We start from the raw sequence: 16,569 nt of genomic DNA on the forward strand, positions 1-16,569 counted from the left end.
CATGAATCTCGAAAACACAAATATTCCAATTACTATTTGGTGTGTGCTTTCTCCGGAGCAGCTGTCTCTTGTTGAAGAGCTGGCTTCAGTTGGTAAAGCAGCCAATATTATTGCTGACGCAATAGGGGCAAATAAAAGATTGTTTCTTCGGGATTTCAGAACCAAAGGCACTCCGATTTTTGAAAGCTACTACCGTGGTGTAATTCTCGCTCAGGCAGTTGTCCAAAAAAGCGTTTTGGAAAATGCAAAAAAAGGAAATCTTACTGCAGTGCAGCAGATGAATAAAATCTGGGATGAGCAAAAGCTTGAGGAACTGAAAAACGAAATATTCAACAATGGCGACTAAATACGATTTTGACGATTTTGAATTAGAAGATCTTCTTGAATGGTTGGAATTTGGAGATCCTAAAAACGTACCTCCAAAAGTTGCTAGTTATATGCTTTTGCTCGAAAAGATTTGGGGCATGTACAAAAGGATGTTTGAATTTCCTAATCTGGAATCTATCATAAAGCACTTGGTAATAGTTGATGAAATGCAAAGGTTTCAAGCTAAGAAGCTTGTAAATGATGCGCTCACATATTTTGCTTCAGAAAATCAATTATCAAAAAAAACGTGGAAGGAATTAATTGCTGATAAAATGCTGAAGTCATTTACAGCTGCTATTCGTGTGTCTAAAACCGCCAGAGACTTCAAGGATTCAGTTCTGATTTTAAAAGAAATGGCTGTAGTTCTTGACTTGGATAAAGAAGAAATCGGAGAAATGGAAGAAGATCTTATGAAGCAAGTTCAGATTCTTACCACAGATATTAGAATGTTTGGTGAGGAACCTGTTTCTCGTAATGATTTGGCCGCTTTTATCGATGGGCTTCCTGATGTTCCGGAAAAAATCAAAGAGGCTGCTAAAGCTGAAGTAGACCAATTCCCGTTACGATTTCTGAATTTTGAAAATAATCCTAGAAATGGCGTCTAACAGAATTTTTGATAAACCAAACGGATCTTACAATGGAGCTGCAGAATATCAGTATGTAAATTCGATAGGTATGGCTGTGGAAGTCATAGATCCTACAAACTTGTATATTGTCGGTGGTCGTGCTACAGGTAAAACAACTCAGATAATTGCCCGTAGATCTGTTAGGGTAATTAAAGGAATGGCGGGAGCGTATTTTGCCTTTACCGGAGATTATTACACCAATTTATTGTCAAATACTATTCCTTCCATGATTAAAGGTTGGAACGATATGGGAATGAAGGAAGGTGTTCATTATGTTACAAACGAAAGACCTCCGGCAAGTTTTGCAAAACCTTACAAGAAACCTTTAAGCTATAAGCACACGATTTCATGGTATAATGGATGCTTTTTTAAGCTGGCATCAATGGATATAATCTCGTCAATGGCGGGTGATTCCTACCAGCACGCTTTCGGAGATGAAGTAAAATACCAGGATAAAAATAAATTAGACAAATTACTTCCTGCAGTCCGTGGTGAGAAAATGAGATTTGGTCACAGTCATTATTACCTTGGTAAAACATTCACAACGGATATGCCCAATATTCTAAATTCAAATGAATATGATTGGATTTTAGACCAGGAAAAGAATATGGATCCGGAACAAATTAAAACTGTTGTTCAGGCATCGTTAATTGTTAATGAAATTAGAAAAGCTTTAGTAAAGGCGTATATCAAGAAAGATGAATTAGAATACAATCGTCAAAAAAAATTACTGCATCGATGGAATCAGCGCTTAGCAAAAGTTAGAATTAATTCTACGCTTTTCGCGATGGTTTCAACTTTTGCAAATGCTGATATTCTTCAGCTGGATTATTTCAAAGGTCAGTTGAAAAGTTTAGGTCCTGAGCAATTTAGACCTGCTATTTTAACGATGAAACACGAGATTAAGCAAGGTGAAAAATTTTATCCATACCTAACAGCCAAAAACTTCTATGATGACGGTCTTTTGTTGGATTTCTGTTATCAGTTTGGTTTTGGTGAGCCTATAGCAATGACTTCAGATGGACTTAAATATATTAACAAGCGTCAGAAATTAGAGGGAGGTGCTGATTTTGGAGATATGATTTCTCTGGTTACCGGTCAGGAACAGAATTGGATTCAGAGAATATTAAAAGATTTTCACACTTTGGAGCAAAGTGAAACGGTAATAGGAGAGCAGTTCCGGGAGTTTTACAAAAGTCACGGAAATAAAACTTTTGATCTCTATTATGACCGTTCCGGAAATGCTAATGCTAAAACAAAAAGGGATTGGGCAAATGCTTTAAAGAATGCAATCGAATCAGATAATAAAAAAGTTTCAAGAAATCTTCAATGGAATGTCAATTTAATGAGCATCGGTCAGCCGACTATTTATCAGGAAGAAGAATTTAATCTTATGAAAATGATGATGAGCGAAACAAATTCAAAACTTCCTAAAATAGCGATAGATCTCTTCCAGTGTAAGCATCTTAAATCATCAATGGAAGTGGCAAAACAAATCATAAAGCCGGACAGGAATGGAGTCAATAGAATTCACAAAAACAAAACTTCTGAAAGTATAGCAATGGAGCGTCGCCCGATGTGGTCCACAAACATGAGTGACGCATTCAAGTATTATATCTGCCGTCCTAAATATATGGCGGTGATGAAAGATACTTACATTTCAAACAGATCTCATGCACCTACAAGTCATTGATTTCAGTATATTTGTTTATGAATTATTGGAGTGTAAAACATAGTCCGGAAATGTTTGATATTAAACATATTGAATTGGCTAAAAGATTCTTCAGAAGATACCCTTATACAATGGATGATCTTGCAAATGTTGTATTAAGAATGTCAGATCTGGAAATTACAGAAGATGATAACTATAGAATAATTCAAAATTTCTTTGATATGTGCCTTGCATTGGCTGTCAATCCTTGGAACCATTACAAAAGAATCAGTATAGAGATTTATAAAACGCATATTAAACTTAAAAATATTGTTGAAGATGAGGAATAAAAAGCGAATTTCTAAAAGAATTAAAAAGATTGAAAATAAGAAGTTGTTAAATTTTTATTTTCGATTTGATAAAGCTGCAAAAAATGCTGAATCAGCTACCGTTTCATTTTTAGCATTTGCTAATGGAATGAATATTGTGATTTCTAAAGTTCAGGATGCGAAAGAAAAATTTATAGGAACAGCAAAATTGTTCTCAGAACATCAAATGGGTATTGAATCCGAAGGAAAGAAAAATTTTATTTGAAAATTAGAATGAGAAATTTTAATGCTCAATTTAAAAAAGCGGTGGGTTCTGGAAAGGCAAAAGATCTTATAAAAGCCGGAAAAATTCTATCAGATGTAAATCAAATGATAACAGAAAAATTTTTCCTTCCAAACATCGGCGCAGCCGAAAATTTTAAAAATTAAGCGTTTGTAAACGGTTAATAATTAGATATAAAAAACGCCCATCATTTGGGCGTTTCTCTTTATACAATTTCGATTTCTAGTTTTTGATAAACTTGATTTGATAGTGATTTTTTTAATTCGAATAGTAAAGATTTTATTTTATCCTGGTGTTTGATATTCTCTTCTATTTTTCTGATTTGCAAATAATGAAGATTTATAATTCTGTTTTCGTGAATTGCCTTTTTCAAAATAGGATCGATAATTTTTTTATACTCTTCGAGACTTAGAAAAGGAATCACAGAGCCACGTAAAAAAACACTTAAAATCTTACTTTCATAGATTATATAAAGAATTTCAAAATCTACGCTTCTGAAGGTTCTAACCTCCCAACAATTGGGTATTGGCTTTTTCAGTGGTCGCCCTGAATAATTGCCTTTGCTTTGGATATAAAATATAGTTTCATTTTCTTCGGGAGGTGTTGTTTTGCCGTTATAAACTTTAATTTTCATAACTAATAATTAACTGATTTGGTTTAATTTCTATTTTCACGTCTTTGCCAATTTCAAAACCTGCATTTTTAAGCCACTCACCCGAAATATTGATTTTCGGAACTTGCTTTTTTCCCTGCCATAAATAGCAAATTTTTAATTTTTTAAAATTCATAATCTGCATAATCTGAAATTTCGGAGGTATTTTGAATGAATAGTTCTGCGATAGCTTCTGCTCTAAAAATTTTATCTGCAGTTTGATTTTTATAAGAAAAATAATCTACCCAGTTAAAAATTTGGCTGTACCCTTTTACAAACAAAGTTTCTTGTACTTTGGATGATAAATTTGTATTTTTGTGGTCGATGATGGTCATATCATTAAAAATTATTTAAAAAATAGGCGTAGCGGTCGAGTGCTTCGCCTATTTTATTTTAGTTATACAATAAAATCTAATACTTCTTTTTCTGATTTATCAACCATTTCAAACAGTTCTGATTGGCATAATTCCAAAATCTTTCCTATAATCGTGGTATTACTGATTTCAAAAGAGACCTGTTCAGCATTTTTGATTTTTATAGTCTCTTTTATTCCGTCTCTACCTATTACATAGGCGTTCAATTCGTCAGATTTTTCCTTTAAAAAGTTGTGTTTTTTGCAGATTTGTGAAAAATTTTCAGCGTTTTTAATGCGTTTTTCAGCGGTCGTCTCAAGATTGATGCTTTTCGCTTCAACTTTTACGGTTTCGATTTTAGTGTTCGCTTTTTCCTCTGTGGCAGGAGTTACTTTCTTCACTCCGTTCGCCTGATGTGGTAATGTGCTCATTTTTAATTATTTATCTACTATAAAGATACGAAAAAAGTTCGTTATAACGAACTTTTTATATACCTAATATGCACGGAATCAGCTATTTGTAATGATTTTAAATAAGTAGAGTTTAGAAATGCGAATTACCGAAAAAACCAAATTTTCAAAAATCCAAAATTGTTAAAAAGCTGTAAATCCGCTTTTTAACCTTTTTTGGATTTTTTGAAAATTTGATACACTCTTTCAGAGCCCGACCCGCTCCATAACGTAAAAGGGTTTCGCCCGCCCGTCATGCGTTCGGATATATGGCAAAAGCCCACCAATAGGACGTTTGCGCAAAATTTGCGCATTTCCATATTTTAAGGTCTTCGACCTCTTGTGGATGCGTCACAATTGTTGCCACTTGCCTTCGGCAAATTTGCACAAACTAATAATCCAATGGCATCAGGTAAACACATTAGGGATGAGATAATGCGCATGACGATTGCCGTAAATTCTGATCCTGCCCAAAAAGAAATCTATAAACTCAATCAGGAAGTAAGAGAGTACACAGATGCTAATAAAGTTCTTAATGAGTCTCTCAAACAAGTTACTAAACAGAGGGCTTCAGAAGAAAAGAATATCTCCACTTATAGTGCTAAGATCAGCGCATTGAAGGATAAGCTGAAAGAAAATGAAGCTGCACACAATGCTACAATAAAAGTGCTTAAGACTCAGCAAAGTACTTATGATGTAGGTTCAAAAGAATATATTAAGATACAAGCTAAGATAGATTCTGCTAATGTTAAGGCATTGGCTAGTAATGAATCTATGCAGACTGCTATATCTAACCTAACGAATAAAGAATATGATCTGATCAATGCCCATGCTGCAACAATTGCAGAAACAGATAAATTAGGCGCCGAGATAGAAGCAAATAATGTAAAGATATCCGAAGGGCGAAATAAGATTATTGAACTTACAAATGCATTAGGAGTTAACAGAATGACCATGAGTCAGCTAAGGAAAGAAGCTGAACTATTAAAAAGTCAGTTAGATCATCTTATTCCTGGTACTGAACAAGCAAATCAGCTGCAAAGACAGTTGGATGAGATTACTGCTAAAATTGCTGAGACAAAGAATAAGGCTCAAGAGTTATCTACTACTCTTGATGTCAATACACTTACGATGGGTGAGTTGCGTAAAGAGGCGGCGTTACTTAAGAGTGAGTTGGAGAATGTAGTACCCGGAAGTGATCAGGCGAAAGCATTGGATGCACGTCTAAGTGAGGTGAAGAACCGAATGACCCAGACTAAGACGGAAGCGGTAGAACTTAATAATAGTCTTGATGTCAATACCCTTACCATGGGGCAGCTGCGCACTGAAGCGGGGCTATTGCGTGATAGGCTTGAGAATGTTATTCCTACAAGTGATGAAGCTGTTCTTCTTCACAAACGTCTTGAAGAGGTTAATAATCGAATGAATCAGACAGGTGCTGATAGTCGTGATCTAACAGCAGCTTTAGAAATTAATAAGATGACAATGGGTGAGTTGCGAAAGGAAGCAGCTTTACTCAAAGATGATTTAGATAAAGTTATACCAGGTAGTGAACGTGCTATTGAGCTTAACAGAAGGCTGGAGGACATCAGAACTCGAATGTCGGCGACTACTGTCGCAAGTCAACAGTTAACAGATCGTTTGGCAATTAATAGTCTAACGATGGCAGAATTACGAGGTCAATCATCATTATTACGTGATCGATTAGATCGTGCTATTCCTGGAACACCACAGTTTTCGGAATTAGCAGAAAGACTTCAGGAAGTTCGTGATCGTATGGAAGAAGTCAACGAATCGGCAGAAGGAACAGGAAGTTCTTTTGGATCTCTTGCTGAGAGATTCAACCATTATTCGGGTATCATTGTAGCTATTCTTGGCACATTAGCAGGTCTCACACTCTCTATTCAAAATGTTATTGATCGTAATAACAAAATGGCCGATGCTATGTCTGCAGTTGAGAAGACAGCTAACATGACTAAAAAGGAAGTTCAAGACTTAACTAAAGCATATGCGGATTTTGATACCAGAACTAATAAAATAAATTTATTAAAAATATCTGAAGTAGGTGGTAGGTTGGGTGTGCCTAAGCAAGAATTGTTAGAGTTTACAAGAGAAGTTGATAAAGCATTTGTTGCACTTGGTGATTCATGGAAGGGAGGTGTTGAGAACCTCGCCGATTCTATGGGCCGAATTGCCACCCTATATAAAGAAACTAAAGATCTTCCAATATCACAATCTATTAATGAAATTGGATCAGCCTTAAATGAACTTGCAGCCTCGGGTGCTTCGAGTGAACAGAATATTGCTGATTTTGTTGCGAGGCTTGGTTCGATGCCACCAGCTATGAAACCTGCTTTAACAACTTTGTTAGGTTTTGGATCTGCTTTTGAAGAATCAAATATCAACTCGGAAATTGCTTCTTCTGGGTTTGCAAAATTTGTTAGAGTGGCATCTGGGAATGCTGCTGGATTTGCACAGATAATGAATCAACCGGTTGCAAAAGTTAAAGAGCTAATCAATTCTAATCCTGCTGAATTTTTTCTGAAATTTTCAGAAGGATTAAAAGGCTTAGATGCTACTCAAGTGAGCGCAGTTCTTGACGCTTTAAAACTTAATGATAATGAAGTCCAGAGAGTCATTGGGGCAGCAACTGAAAATACTGACAAATTTAGAAACAGCGTTGATTTAGCAAGCCAATCTTTATCAGATGCCACTTCTCTCCAAGAAGAATTTAATAAAGTAAATAACAATGCAGCGGGTATTTACGAAAAAGTTCAGAAAAAAATAGCTGAAGCTTTTACCTCGCAGAAAGTCGCAGAATTCATTAATAACTCTGTCACTGCCTTTGGGAAATTTATCGGGGTTATTGAAGATACCGATGGTAAGGTGTCCGATTTTAGGAATTCACTATTTTTCTTAACAAAAATTTTAGCAGTTGTCATTGCAACCACTATATCATATAATTTGGTCACAGGGGTTTATAATGGCTTAATGCGAACTGCATTAGAGCGTGTTCTCGCATTGACGATAGTTGAGAAAGCAAGAAATGTCATTACTGCTATTGGGACAACCCTAAATACTTTGTATACAATGGGTCTTGCTCTTATGGGAGCTGCCTATTCTTTAGTTACACTACAAGTTGCTCAAGCATCATTTGCTATGCGTGCTTTTGGAGCCGCTATTGCGGCAAATCCATTAGGTCCTATTTTGATTTTAGTGACAGCATTATCTACAGCCTTTTTTATTTTTAAACAAAGACAAGATGAAGCTCGTGAAGCTGCAAAAAAACATACAGATGAAATGAATCGTTTCGAAACGATTCAGAAGCAAGCTTACCAAAGCGGAAAATCAGCAGTTGAACAGTTTGATGACAAATTGAAAAATTTGATTAATACGATCAAATCTGAAGTTGCTACTAAAGAAATGCGAAAAAAAGCTTATGAATCTTTAATAAGGATGCATCCTGAGTTTATTGATACAGTCGATAAAGAATTTAGAGCGACTGTTAAATTAATTGAGGTGTATAAAGATTTGGCAAAACAAGTTGAATTAACCGCTATAGCCAAAGCAAGAGCATCTGCAAAACAAAGTATTTATGATCAAATTGAAAAAGATAGAATTGAGTACATAAAAGGTCAATCTGCTAGAGAAAAAGAACAACAGGAAAGAGATAAAATTAGACAAAAAAACATTTCTTCAGGAAAAGATTTTGCCGATTTTAGAGTAAAAGTCGAAGGAAGCTTTGGTGAGCATAATAAAGGTGCTGGCATAATCAATAACATCAATAATAATACAGCATTGCTGGATAAAATCAATACTGCCGATGAAAAGAGATTACTTTATCTACAAAAAGCGATACAAACAGCTAAAGGTAAAAGAAAAGCTGAATTAGAGTTTGAGCTAAATCTAATGCTCGGTTCTGAAAAGACTTCTTCTGAAACTAAATCAAATTATAATATTCCTGATCCTGAAGGTGATAAAGCGAAAAAAGACGCTGAAAAAGCACGAAAAAAAGAAGAACGTGAACGTTTAGCAAGAGAAAAAAGAGAAAAGAGGGAAGCCGAGCAGCATGAACGTGAAATGAATCGTTATAAAAAATTCGGTGAAGATGCAGAAAGGGTTACTCGCGAGACTGAAGTTGGAATTCAAGATTCGAAGGTTGAAGCAATGCAGGAGGGCTATGAAAAAGAAATTGCTCAGATTGAGCTGCAAGAAAAACGAAGAAAATTAGAAATTGACAAAAAGCGAATTGGAAAAACTGAATTTGATATTCTTCAGAAAAAAATTGATGCAGCCAAAGGTGATGATAAGGTGTTTTTTGAAGAATTAAAGAAATCATGGACTGATAACAATGCGGCATTAGAAACATACAAGGAAAATCAAGATGCAATTTCTGCAAATAAACGTCTGACTGCTAAATATAAGTCGGAACGTAAGTTTATAGCTTCAAATGACGAAGTACACCAAAATTCTTTACAGCAGCTTCAATCTGAATATAATAATGAAGTTGCTAAATACACTTCAATATCGCAAATGCGTAGCGCTTTGCGTGGAAGAATAAGCACTTTTGAATTAAGTCAAATAAAAACCTTTGCGGACGGTAAAGAAGCTCTTCAGAGGCTTTATAATAAGAGAGAAATTGATTTGCAGGTTGCTCACCTTCAAGAGATGGTTACCTACTTTGAAGAACTGAATCTTACTTTATTGACGGATGATCAGCGTAAAGAGGTTTTAAAATATATTGAAGACGCAGGAAATAAAATTGCTGAATTAAAAGCTAAAGCAGCCGGACAGACACAGGAATTAGGTGACAAAAAAACAAGCACTTTAGGAAAAGAAACCAAGGTTGATATTCTTGGACTTGATCAGACCCAGTGGATTCAAATGTTTGACAATCTTCAAAGCGGCACCGATATGCTCGGAACGATGCAGGGGGCTGTTACAGCGCTTCAAAGTGCTTTTGCTATGTATTATAAGTATGTAGAAGCTAATGAGCAAAGACAACTTAAAACCTACGAACGAAATACGGATAGAAAAAAGAATATACTTAAACAGCAATTAGATTCTGGAATTATCAATCAGGAAACTTACAAAAGATTAACTATTGCAGCTGATACTGATTTAGAGAAAAAGAAAGCTGAAATGGCGGTTAGATCTGCAAAACGTGAACGTGCAATGCAGATAGCGAGCATTATCGGTAATACGGCTTTAGGTATTATGAAGGTTTGGACCGATCCCGGGTATCCGATGGCGATTCCTTTATCTGTTGTTGTGGGTGCATTAGGTGCGGTCCAAATGGCAACTGTATTAAATACTCCTCTTCCAACTGCTGACGGTTACGAATCCGGATTTAATATGACTGGGAATGAATATCCTATGATAAGACAACAGGATGGTAAAAAATTCAATGTCAGACGTAGAAGATTATCAAGCGGTCTGGTTGATCGTCCAACGCATTTTATAGCAGGTGAAAATCAAGTTGAGATGGTGATTGATAATCCAACCTGGACGACTTATTCTCCGGAATTAAAAAGAGCTATTCTTTCAGCAAATAGCAGAAAGGCAGTTGGATTTGAAAATGGGTATAATACCCAACCAGTTACTGAACCAAATTCTTCAGGTTCAGATGACATGATGATAATGTTAATAAATGCACTTAATAAGAGCAACGAAATTATGGAAGATATAAAAGATAATGGTATTCAATCTTATATCGTAAAATCCGCTCGAAATGGAAAAGATATAAAGGAGATGGTAAATGATTCAGAAAAATTAAATAATAAAAATAAACATTAGTATGCCAGCGCAAAATCCAATAATAGATCCGGGAGATGGAAGCGGAGGGAACTTTTCACCCTACTTTCAATTAAATTTAAGTCAATTGAATGATAATTTGGTTTGGAATGCTAGCCAAGAAAAACCACTTCCAAGCAATTTCATTTTAAATTTACAATATTACTTAATTCAAAATCCTAATATTGTTTTTGACATTGTTTTTATGCAGCCGGTTGCTCCTTGGTTGACATTAATAGGTTCTTCAGTATTTCATAATAGCATTACTGTTGCAGGTGGTGGAATCAAAAATTTAACAACTCAACTTTCCAATATTGATAGTTTGCCAAATGGAGTCTATGAAGCTGAAATTATTTTTACGGCTACAGGCTTATACAATCAACAAATTTCGACATATGATATTGCGTCATTGTTCGTAACATTGACTATTTTCAATAATGACAGTGCATCAATAAAAGTTGATAAACTTCAGTATAATGTATTTTTCAATAGATCCACCAATATTCTTAATGGAGAAACTTTAGTTGCTATTTTGAATAATAGTACACCTATTCAGTTAAAGTTTTTGGCAGATAATTTTTTAACAAAAACGAATATTACAGATAGTTTTAGTATTGAAAATTTTGGAATTGAAAATAATCAGAATTTACCTGCTCAGGGCAATGTTAATGTTTTGGGAGGACTTTTCAAAATAGACAATTCCCGAATTGCTAATGTGAATATTAATCTTGCAATAGGATTGAATTCAGATATTTTCGCTGATAAAAGCAGTTTAACTTTTAATATCAATAAATCAACCCCACAAACCGCAAATGAGAGCGTCTATATTACAAATCCGGAAAATAAAACATTTGCTATAACCACTCCAAACTGGTTATCAAGTACCGTTTTCAACGGAATGAGTAGTTCTGGGTTTATAAAATTTACTACCGTCTCATCGGCAAATATAGCGGGTGGTATTCATACCGGTAATGTAATAATATCATATGAAACTAAAACGATCACTATTCCGGTTGTTTTAACTGTTGTTTCATTTTCTTCGTTCCAGTTTTCTACAAAATTTTGTTTGGATATTCCGGAGATTATTTTCAATCGAATGAATGCAGCAGCTCGATTGGTTCGAGTGACTATTTCGGCAAAATATAATTTGAATGGAGTTGAAACCATAAAAGAAAATATTTATGCGCAGCCGTACGTGAATGAAAAAGCTTTATTTAAAATTTCAGACAAGATACATTCTCAATTTCCGAGATTTAAGTCGGATTTTTTTTCAATAGGAAATGATTTTGAACTAATGAAAAATGCTATAATCGATTTAAAGTTTGAAGAGTTGGATGTAAACTATTCCATTTTGATGACGGAGACAATATCCAATTTAAAATTTTTCCCTGGCAGAGAACCGGACGGAAATCCTTTGATTTCAAATTGGCTTTTCAGGAAAAGAAATAAAAAATCAGTTTTTTTTAATTCTAAAATTGTCGGTGAAAATATTATTGTTGAGAAAATCGAATCAACCAATGATGTAGATGAGTTAAGCTTTGGCAGTAAAGTAGTAAAGTACTATGAGTTGCCGCAAAATTTCAATTCAATCGATATCCATTTTGAAAATGACAACTTAGTTCCGGAATGGTTTACGTTCACCGGTGAATACAAAATAACAGCTGAATTTAGCCATACGTATGCTAAGAATATTTTTAAATCCCAAAATGAAAAATACGATTTTACAAAAACTAAAATGTTGGCTTTGAATACCGGCTTTTTCATAAAGCAAGAATTAAGTTTGATTGAAAAAATGGTAGAAAGTAAATTGGTTTTCATGAAAATTGCCGGAAAAATATATCGATGCTTCAGTACAACTCAAAAGTTGATGTTAGATGATTCAACAGAAGAGTTGTTAGGCAGAGATCTTGAATTTTTAATAGTTGAACAGTAATGGAAATAAAATTTTTTGCAGAGAATAAAGTTCTTGATTTGAGTAATCAAAAGATTTCTATTCAAGAAAACAATTATAAGGTAAGTGACAAAATGTACACTAAATATATGTTTCCGTTTGAAATTTATCAGGATGAAGAGTTTAAAAATTCCTTTGGAGATTTTGAATCATATGAAACTTTTGGAGTTGACAATGTTATTGCAGGACCTTTATTATTTGAAAACACGTTAAGTGATGCAAAACTAAATATCGAGTCAATTGAAGGGAAATATTTAGCTGGGCAAATAGATTTTGGTTTTGAAGATCTACCGAATTGGGATAAAAAATTATCGGAATTAAGTTGGGAAAAGTTTTCTGTACCAGACATTCATACTTATGCTAAAGATATTTGCGCAAAAACATATCCACAGACTAATTTTAATTTTCCGAGAATAAATACATCAAAGTATTCGCCGACGGAAAAAATGTGGGATGCCTTTAACGGTTATTATAATGATTTAGATTCTTCATATAACGAGATGCGACGAAATTATGTTGATTCTTCCGGAAATATTTTCAACCAAAATATAATTCATCCATGTATTCATTTTATTTATTTATTGAAAAAATGTTTTCAAGATGTTGGATTTGCTTTGAAAGGAGAAGTTCTTACGGATCCAATGTTTTTAGATGCATGGGTGTTTTCGGGAACTGAATATTTCAATAAAATATCTCAGTTTTTAAATGCATTCACTCTTAGTATGAATGATTATTATAAACAGGAAAATGTTGTTCACTATAATGAGTGGATTAATGGAATGTTTTACACAAGATATTATCCCAGATACTTTTACAGTGAAGATGTGCCTCTTGATTTTTCTGATAAAGTATTTATTAACGGGAAATTCAGAATTAAAGTAAGGGATAGAACAAATTTAAAATGTCAAATTCAGATAAACGGAAATGACATTTGGAATCACGATGTCTATTATTCTTCATTTCAGGAAGTTATTTTGCCATTTTCAATAGAGTTAAATGTGAATCATGCAACGCTTAAATTTTTAATAGAAGGAGGTGTTTCAAATTTTTCAGAAAATTACAATGTTTTAGAATATGATTTAAAATCAAGTAGTATTGTTTCCACCGGAACTCCTTCTTCAGATGAAGATGCTGTTGTTGAAAATCCAAATGAAATAAACTTGGCAAAAGCTGTTCCAGATATGAAGGTTGGAGATTTTATTAATATCGTTCGTAATTGGTTTAATTACGGTTTCGAACCGTATGAAAAAACAATTTACATGAACAAGCTTGGCGCAGAACCTAATAATATAAAGAATTTTGAACATGCGGAAGTTGAAATTCCTAAAAGGAATCTATTGCAGAAAAGAACGTTTCTCTTGAAGCATACAGATCTCGACGGAGATAACAAGCTGAATAGTATGTTTTATCAAAAATCAGGAGCGACAATTAATAAGGAGGCTATTGAAGACACTAATGAAATTGAAATCAACGGATATCCTATGCCTGTAGAGAAAGTAAAAGCTAATTCACATCCGACTGCGACAGTCAAGAGAGATGATAGCAGCTGCTTGGCCTTGGTTTTCTACAATGGAATTTCTAATGGTCAAAATAATGCTATATCTAAACCTCAAGCCACCTTTCCTGATTTATTTTATTCCAACTGGGAAAAGTGGCTGAGACAAAGAGTCAACGGAACTGAGTTTACTTGGAAGTTCCAAATTAAAGCGGATGACTTAAATGTGAAAATTAAAGATTATATATCCTGTTATAAAAATGTTCACATTATTACTAGCTGGACAAAAGATTATTCTGCAGATACTTATACTATTGACATCACGACGGAGACTGTGTATTAATTTGCTCATCTTCTTCCTCTGATTTTGAATATGAAATTCTTCTCATCTCTTGAAGTGCGTCCTGATCTGTAAGATGCGCATAAACCATAGTATGTTTCATTGTGGAATGACCTAAAAGTTTCGAAAGTTTTGCGATACTTCCGGAGTTCTTTAAAAAAGTTGTTGCAAAAGTATGGCGGGCAACATGCATAGAAATTGATTTTTCAATTTTGCACACATCCGCTATATTTTTCAACTGTTTATTTATTTTTTGATCGCTTAGTCTATCAATAAATAGTTTTGGATTATAATCTAAAATGGAACGTAATTCATCTGTAATTTTCATGTATTGGTCATTGGAAGTTTTAACATGCTTAAATCTAAAAATATCTTGCTCAACATCCTGCCTTTTTAAATTTTGGATATCTGAAATTCTTAATCCTGTGTAACATGAAAAAAGGAAATATCCTAATGGAAGGAAGTGATATCGACTTATAAACTCATTAAAATAATATTTGTGAAGTCTACCCACTTCTTCAGGTTCCAAAAATACCGGTGTTGTCTTGCTTTCTTTTACTATAAATTTATCTTTATTAAAAGCCAATCGAATTCCTTTTTCATCAGCAAGGTTAATAAATTTTTTTAAAATTTTGAAATCAGTAAAACAAGTGGGGTCCTTATTTCCTTTGTAAGTTAGAAGCCATTTTCGATACTTTTCAAAAAACTCTAGAGTTAACATTGAAAATGGAATTTCCTTTCTAAATTCTTTCAGTTTATTTATAGCTGTTTTATGTGCCTTCAGCGTATTTGGTTTGTAGTTTCCACTTTCACTATGGAATGTACAGAATGAAATAAAGTCAAATGCAGGTACACTGTTGTTAATATTTTCCACCAGAAGCTCCGGAGTGAGAACCCTCTCATAAATTAAAAAGTCTCTTTTAATAGTTATGATTTTAGCCTCGATAGTATCAAGAATGATATTAAAGTTTTCAAAGTTTTCTGATTTTTTAACTCTGCATCTTAAGTTGTCCCAATATTTTGGATCTATCTTAATATCAAGATTCATTGTTGTTTTTAGTTTTCCTGATCTAATGAGAAGAAAAACTAAACATTTACCGTCTTTGTTTTTGTCGGTTCTAATTGTGAATTTGTGAGTCATAGCCACGAATATTTTTTTCGTGTCTCTTCTCGTGTCAAAGGTGTGCTGAAGTACTGATTCTAGGTGCATAGCTAAATTATTTATGTTGTTTGCTAAAACACTGCGAATCTTTGCGTTGAAAGGCAAAAAAGACAATTCCGGAGAACTGTCTTTTAGCTGTAATTAATTTCTTGTACCCAGTACCAGAATCGAACTGGTACATCTTTCGATACTAGAGTTTGAGTCTAGCGCGTCTACCAATTCCGCCAACTGGGCAAGTGTTATTGTGCTGTAAATCGGTGTGCAAATATAGAAACTTTTTCTATTATTCAAAAACTTTTTATCAACTTTTCTTTAAAAATTTATTTCCAAACCATCGTAGGCAAGGTGGATTCCGGGTGGAAGTTCCTTGTCTTCAATATTATGCAAGCCGAAATGATGACTAATGTGCGTTAAAAATAATTTCTTAGGTTTTAATTCTTCAAACAATTTTATGACATCCGGCAAGACAAAATGGGCAGGGTGGGGATCAAATTTACGAATGCAGTTTAAAATTAATACATCCAGACCATGAAGTTTTTCCTTTTCCGAATCAGAAATGAAATTAGCATCGGTGATATAAGCAAGATTTTTAAACTTATATCCCAAAACAGAAATTTTATAATGAATAACCTCAACCGGAGTTATTTCAGTATCTAAAACAGTGAAACTTTCTTTATCAATTTCGTGCAAATCGAAAGCCGGCGCTCCGGGATATCGTACATCTGCAAAAGCGTAAGGAAAACGGTTTTTCACTTCGTTTCCGACTCTTGAAAGGCAATAAATCGGCATATTTTCACCACTTTTAAAAATCAAAGGGCGCATATCATCCAAACCAATCACATGATCGTTATGTTCATGGGTGAGAAGAGTAATATCTACATGACTTTCTTTGTTGATAAGCATTTGTTGCCTGAAATCTGGTCCGCAATCGATAAGAATTTTTCGGTTTTCATTGGTTGTGACCATTGCTGAAGCCCTGAAACGGCTGTCTTTTGGGTTTTGTGAAGTACACACCTCACAAGTGCAGCCAATTACCGGTACACCCTGTGAAGTTCCTGTTCCTAAAAATTTCAACTTCATTTTGTTTTGAGGTTGGTTTAATTTTGGTAAATTTACGAA

The 16,569-nt window shown here is 34.2% G+C and carries 15 protein-coding genes and 1 tRNA gene; 9 read left to right on the forward strand and 7 right to left on the reverse strand.

What is annotated here, in order from left to right; translation table 11 throughout:
* The first annotated feature begins 1 nt into the window (after position 1).
* From OEA66_RS12145 to OEA66_RS12170, 6 genes are read left to right on the forward strand one after another with little or no spacing between them, the layout of a single operon-like run.
* Positions 2–346: a hypothetical protein gene (locus OEA66_RS12145; protein WP_267281624.1), complete on the forward strand. Its 345-nt coding sequence runs from the start codon at positions 2–4 to the stop codon at positions 344–346.
* Positions 336–971, forward strand: a complete 636-nt coding sequence (locus OEA66_RS12150; RefSeq protein ID WP_267281625.1) for a hypothetical protein — start codon at positions 336–338, stop codon at positions 969–971. The genes OEA66_RS12145 and OEA66_RS12150 overlap by 11 nt, the downstream gene beginning before the upstream one ends.
* Positions 961–2,685: a hypothetical protein gene (locus tag OEA66_RS12155; RefSeq protein ID WP_267281626.1), complete on the forward strand. Its 1,725-nt coding sequence runs from the start codon at positions 961–963 to the stop codon at positions 2,683–2,685. The genes OEA66_RS12150 and OEA66_RS12155 overlap by 11 nt, the downstream gene beginning before the upstream one ends.
* A gap of 17 nt (positions 2,686–2,702) precedes the next feature.
* The gene (locus tag OEA66_RS12160) at positions 2,703–2,993 is read left to right on the forward strand and encodes a hypothetical protein (protein WP_267281627.1); all 291 of its coding nucleotides are present in this window, start codon (positions 2,703–2,705) and stop codon (positions 2,991–2,993) included.
* Positions 2,983–3,237 carry a hypothetical protein gene (locus tag OEA66_RS12165; RefSeq protein WP_267281628.1) on the forward strand — a complete coding sequence of 85 codons (255 nt, stop codon included), beginning with the start codon at positions 2,983–2,985 and terminating at the stop codon, positions 3,235–3,237. Before OEA66_RS12160 ends, OEA66_RS12165 begins: the two co-directional genes overlap by 11 nt.
* 8 nt (positions 3,238–3,245) lie before the next feature.
* Positions 3,246–3,401: a hypothetical protein gene (locus OEA66_RS12170; protein WP_267281629.1), complete on the forward strand. Its 156-nt coding sequence runs from the start codon at positions 3,246–3,248 to the stop codon at positions 3,399–3,401.
* Between the two features lie 59 nt (positions 3,402–3,460).
* Here the strand turns inward: OEA66_RS12170 and OEA66_RS12175 are convergent, their stop codons facing one another.
* From OEA66_RS12175 to OEA66_RS12190, 4 genes are all read right to left on the reverse strand, one after another.
* Positions 3,461–3,889: a DUF6943 family protein gene (locus OEA66_RS12175; RefSeq protein ID WP_267281630.1), complete on the reverse strand. Its 429-nt coding sequence runs from the start codon at positions 3,887–3,889 to the stop codon at positions 3,461–3,463.
* Positions 3,879–4,043 (reverse strand): SymE family type I addiction module toxin, encoded by a 165-nt coding sequence (locus tag OEA66_RS12180; protein WP_267281631.1) that lies wholly within the window; start codon positions 4,041–4,043, stop codon positions 3,879–3,881. Before OEA66_RS12180 ends, OEA66_RS12175 begins: the two co-directional genes overlap by 11 nt.
* Positions 4,033–4,242 (reverse strand): hypothetical protein, encoded by a 210-nt coding sequence (locus OEA66_RS12185; RefSeq protein WP_267281632.1) that lies wholly within the window; start codon positions 4,240–4,242, stop codon positions 4,033–4,035. Before OEA66_RS12185 ends, OEA66_RS12180 begins: the two co-directional genes overlap by 11 nt.
* A 62-nt stretch (positions 4,243–4,304) precedes the next feature.
* Entirely contained in the window at positions 4,305–4,691 is a 387-nt protein-coding gene (locus tag OEA66_RS12190; protein ID WP_267281633.1) for a hypothetical protein, read from the reverse strand.
* Between the two features lie 420 nt (positions 4,692–5,111).
* Between OEA66_RS12190 and OEA66_RS12195 the strand changes: the two genes are divergently transcribed.
* From OEA66_RS12195 to OEA66_RS12205, 3 genes are read left to right on the forward strand one after another with little or no spacing between them, the layout of a single operon-like run.
* Positions 5,112–10,505: a hypothetical protein gene (locus tag OEA66_RS12195; protein ID WP_267281634.1), complete on the forward strand. Its 5,394-nt coding sequence runs from the start codon at positions 5,112–5,114 to the stop codon at positions 10,503–10,505.
* Between the two features lies 1 nt (position 10,506).
* The gene (locus tag OEA66_RS12200) at positions 10,507–12,435 is read left to right on the forward strand and encodes a hypothetical protein (RefSeq protein WP_267281635.1); all 1,929 of its coding nucleotides are present in this window, start codon (positions 10,507–10,509) and stop codon (positions 12,433–12,435) included.
* A complete protein-coding gene (locus OEA66_RS12205) occupies positions 12,435–14,291 on the forward strand; it encodes a hypothetical protein (RefSeq protein ID WP_267281636.1) in 1,857 nt (618 codons plus the stop codon). Before OEA66_RS12200 ends, OEA66_RS12205 begins: the two co-directional genes overlap by 1 nt.
* On the opposite strand, the gene OEA66_RS12210 is transcribed toward OEA66_RS12205, so the two are convergent.
* The 3 genes from OEA66_RS12210 to OEA66_RS12220 form a co-directional block, all read right to left on the reverse strand.
* Entirely contained in the window at positions 14,269–15,498 is a 1,230-nt protein-coding gene (locus tag OEA66_RS12210; protein ID WP_267281637.1) for a site-specific integrase, read from the reverse strand. The two genes, OEA66_RS12205 and OEA66_RS12210, sit on opposite strands and share 23 nt — an antisense overlap.
* A gap of 104 nt (positions 15,499–15,602) precedes the next feature.
* A tRNA-Leu gene (locus OEA66_RS12215) sits at positions 15,603–15,684 on the reverse strand.
* A 78-nt stretch (positions 15,685–15,762) separates the two neighbouring features.
* Positions 15,763–16,530, reverse strand: a complete 768-nt coding sequence (locus OEA66_RS12220) for an MBL fold metallo-hydrolase (RefSeq protein WP_267281638.1) — start codon at positions 16,528–16,530, stop codon at positions 15,763–15,765.
* Between the last annotated feature and the right edge of the window lie 39 nt (positions 16,531–16,569).

The organism is Chryseobacterium luquanense, assembly GCF_026460945.1.
Classification (GTDB): Bacteria; Bacteroidota; Bacteroidia; order Flavobacteriales; family Weeksellaceae; genus Chryseobacterium; species Chryseobacterium luquanense.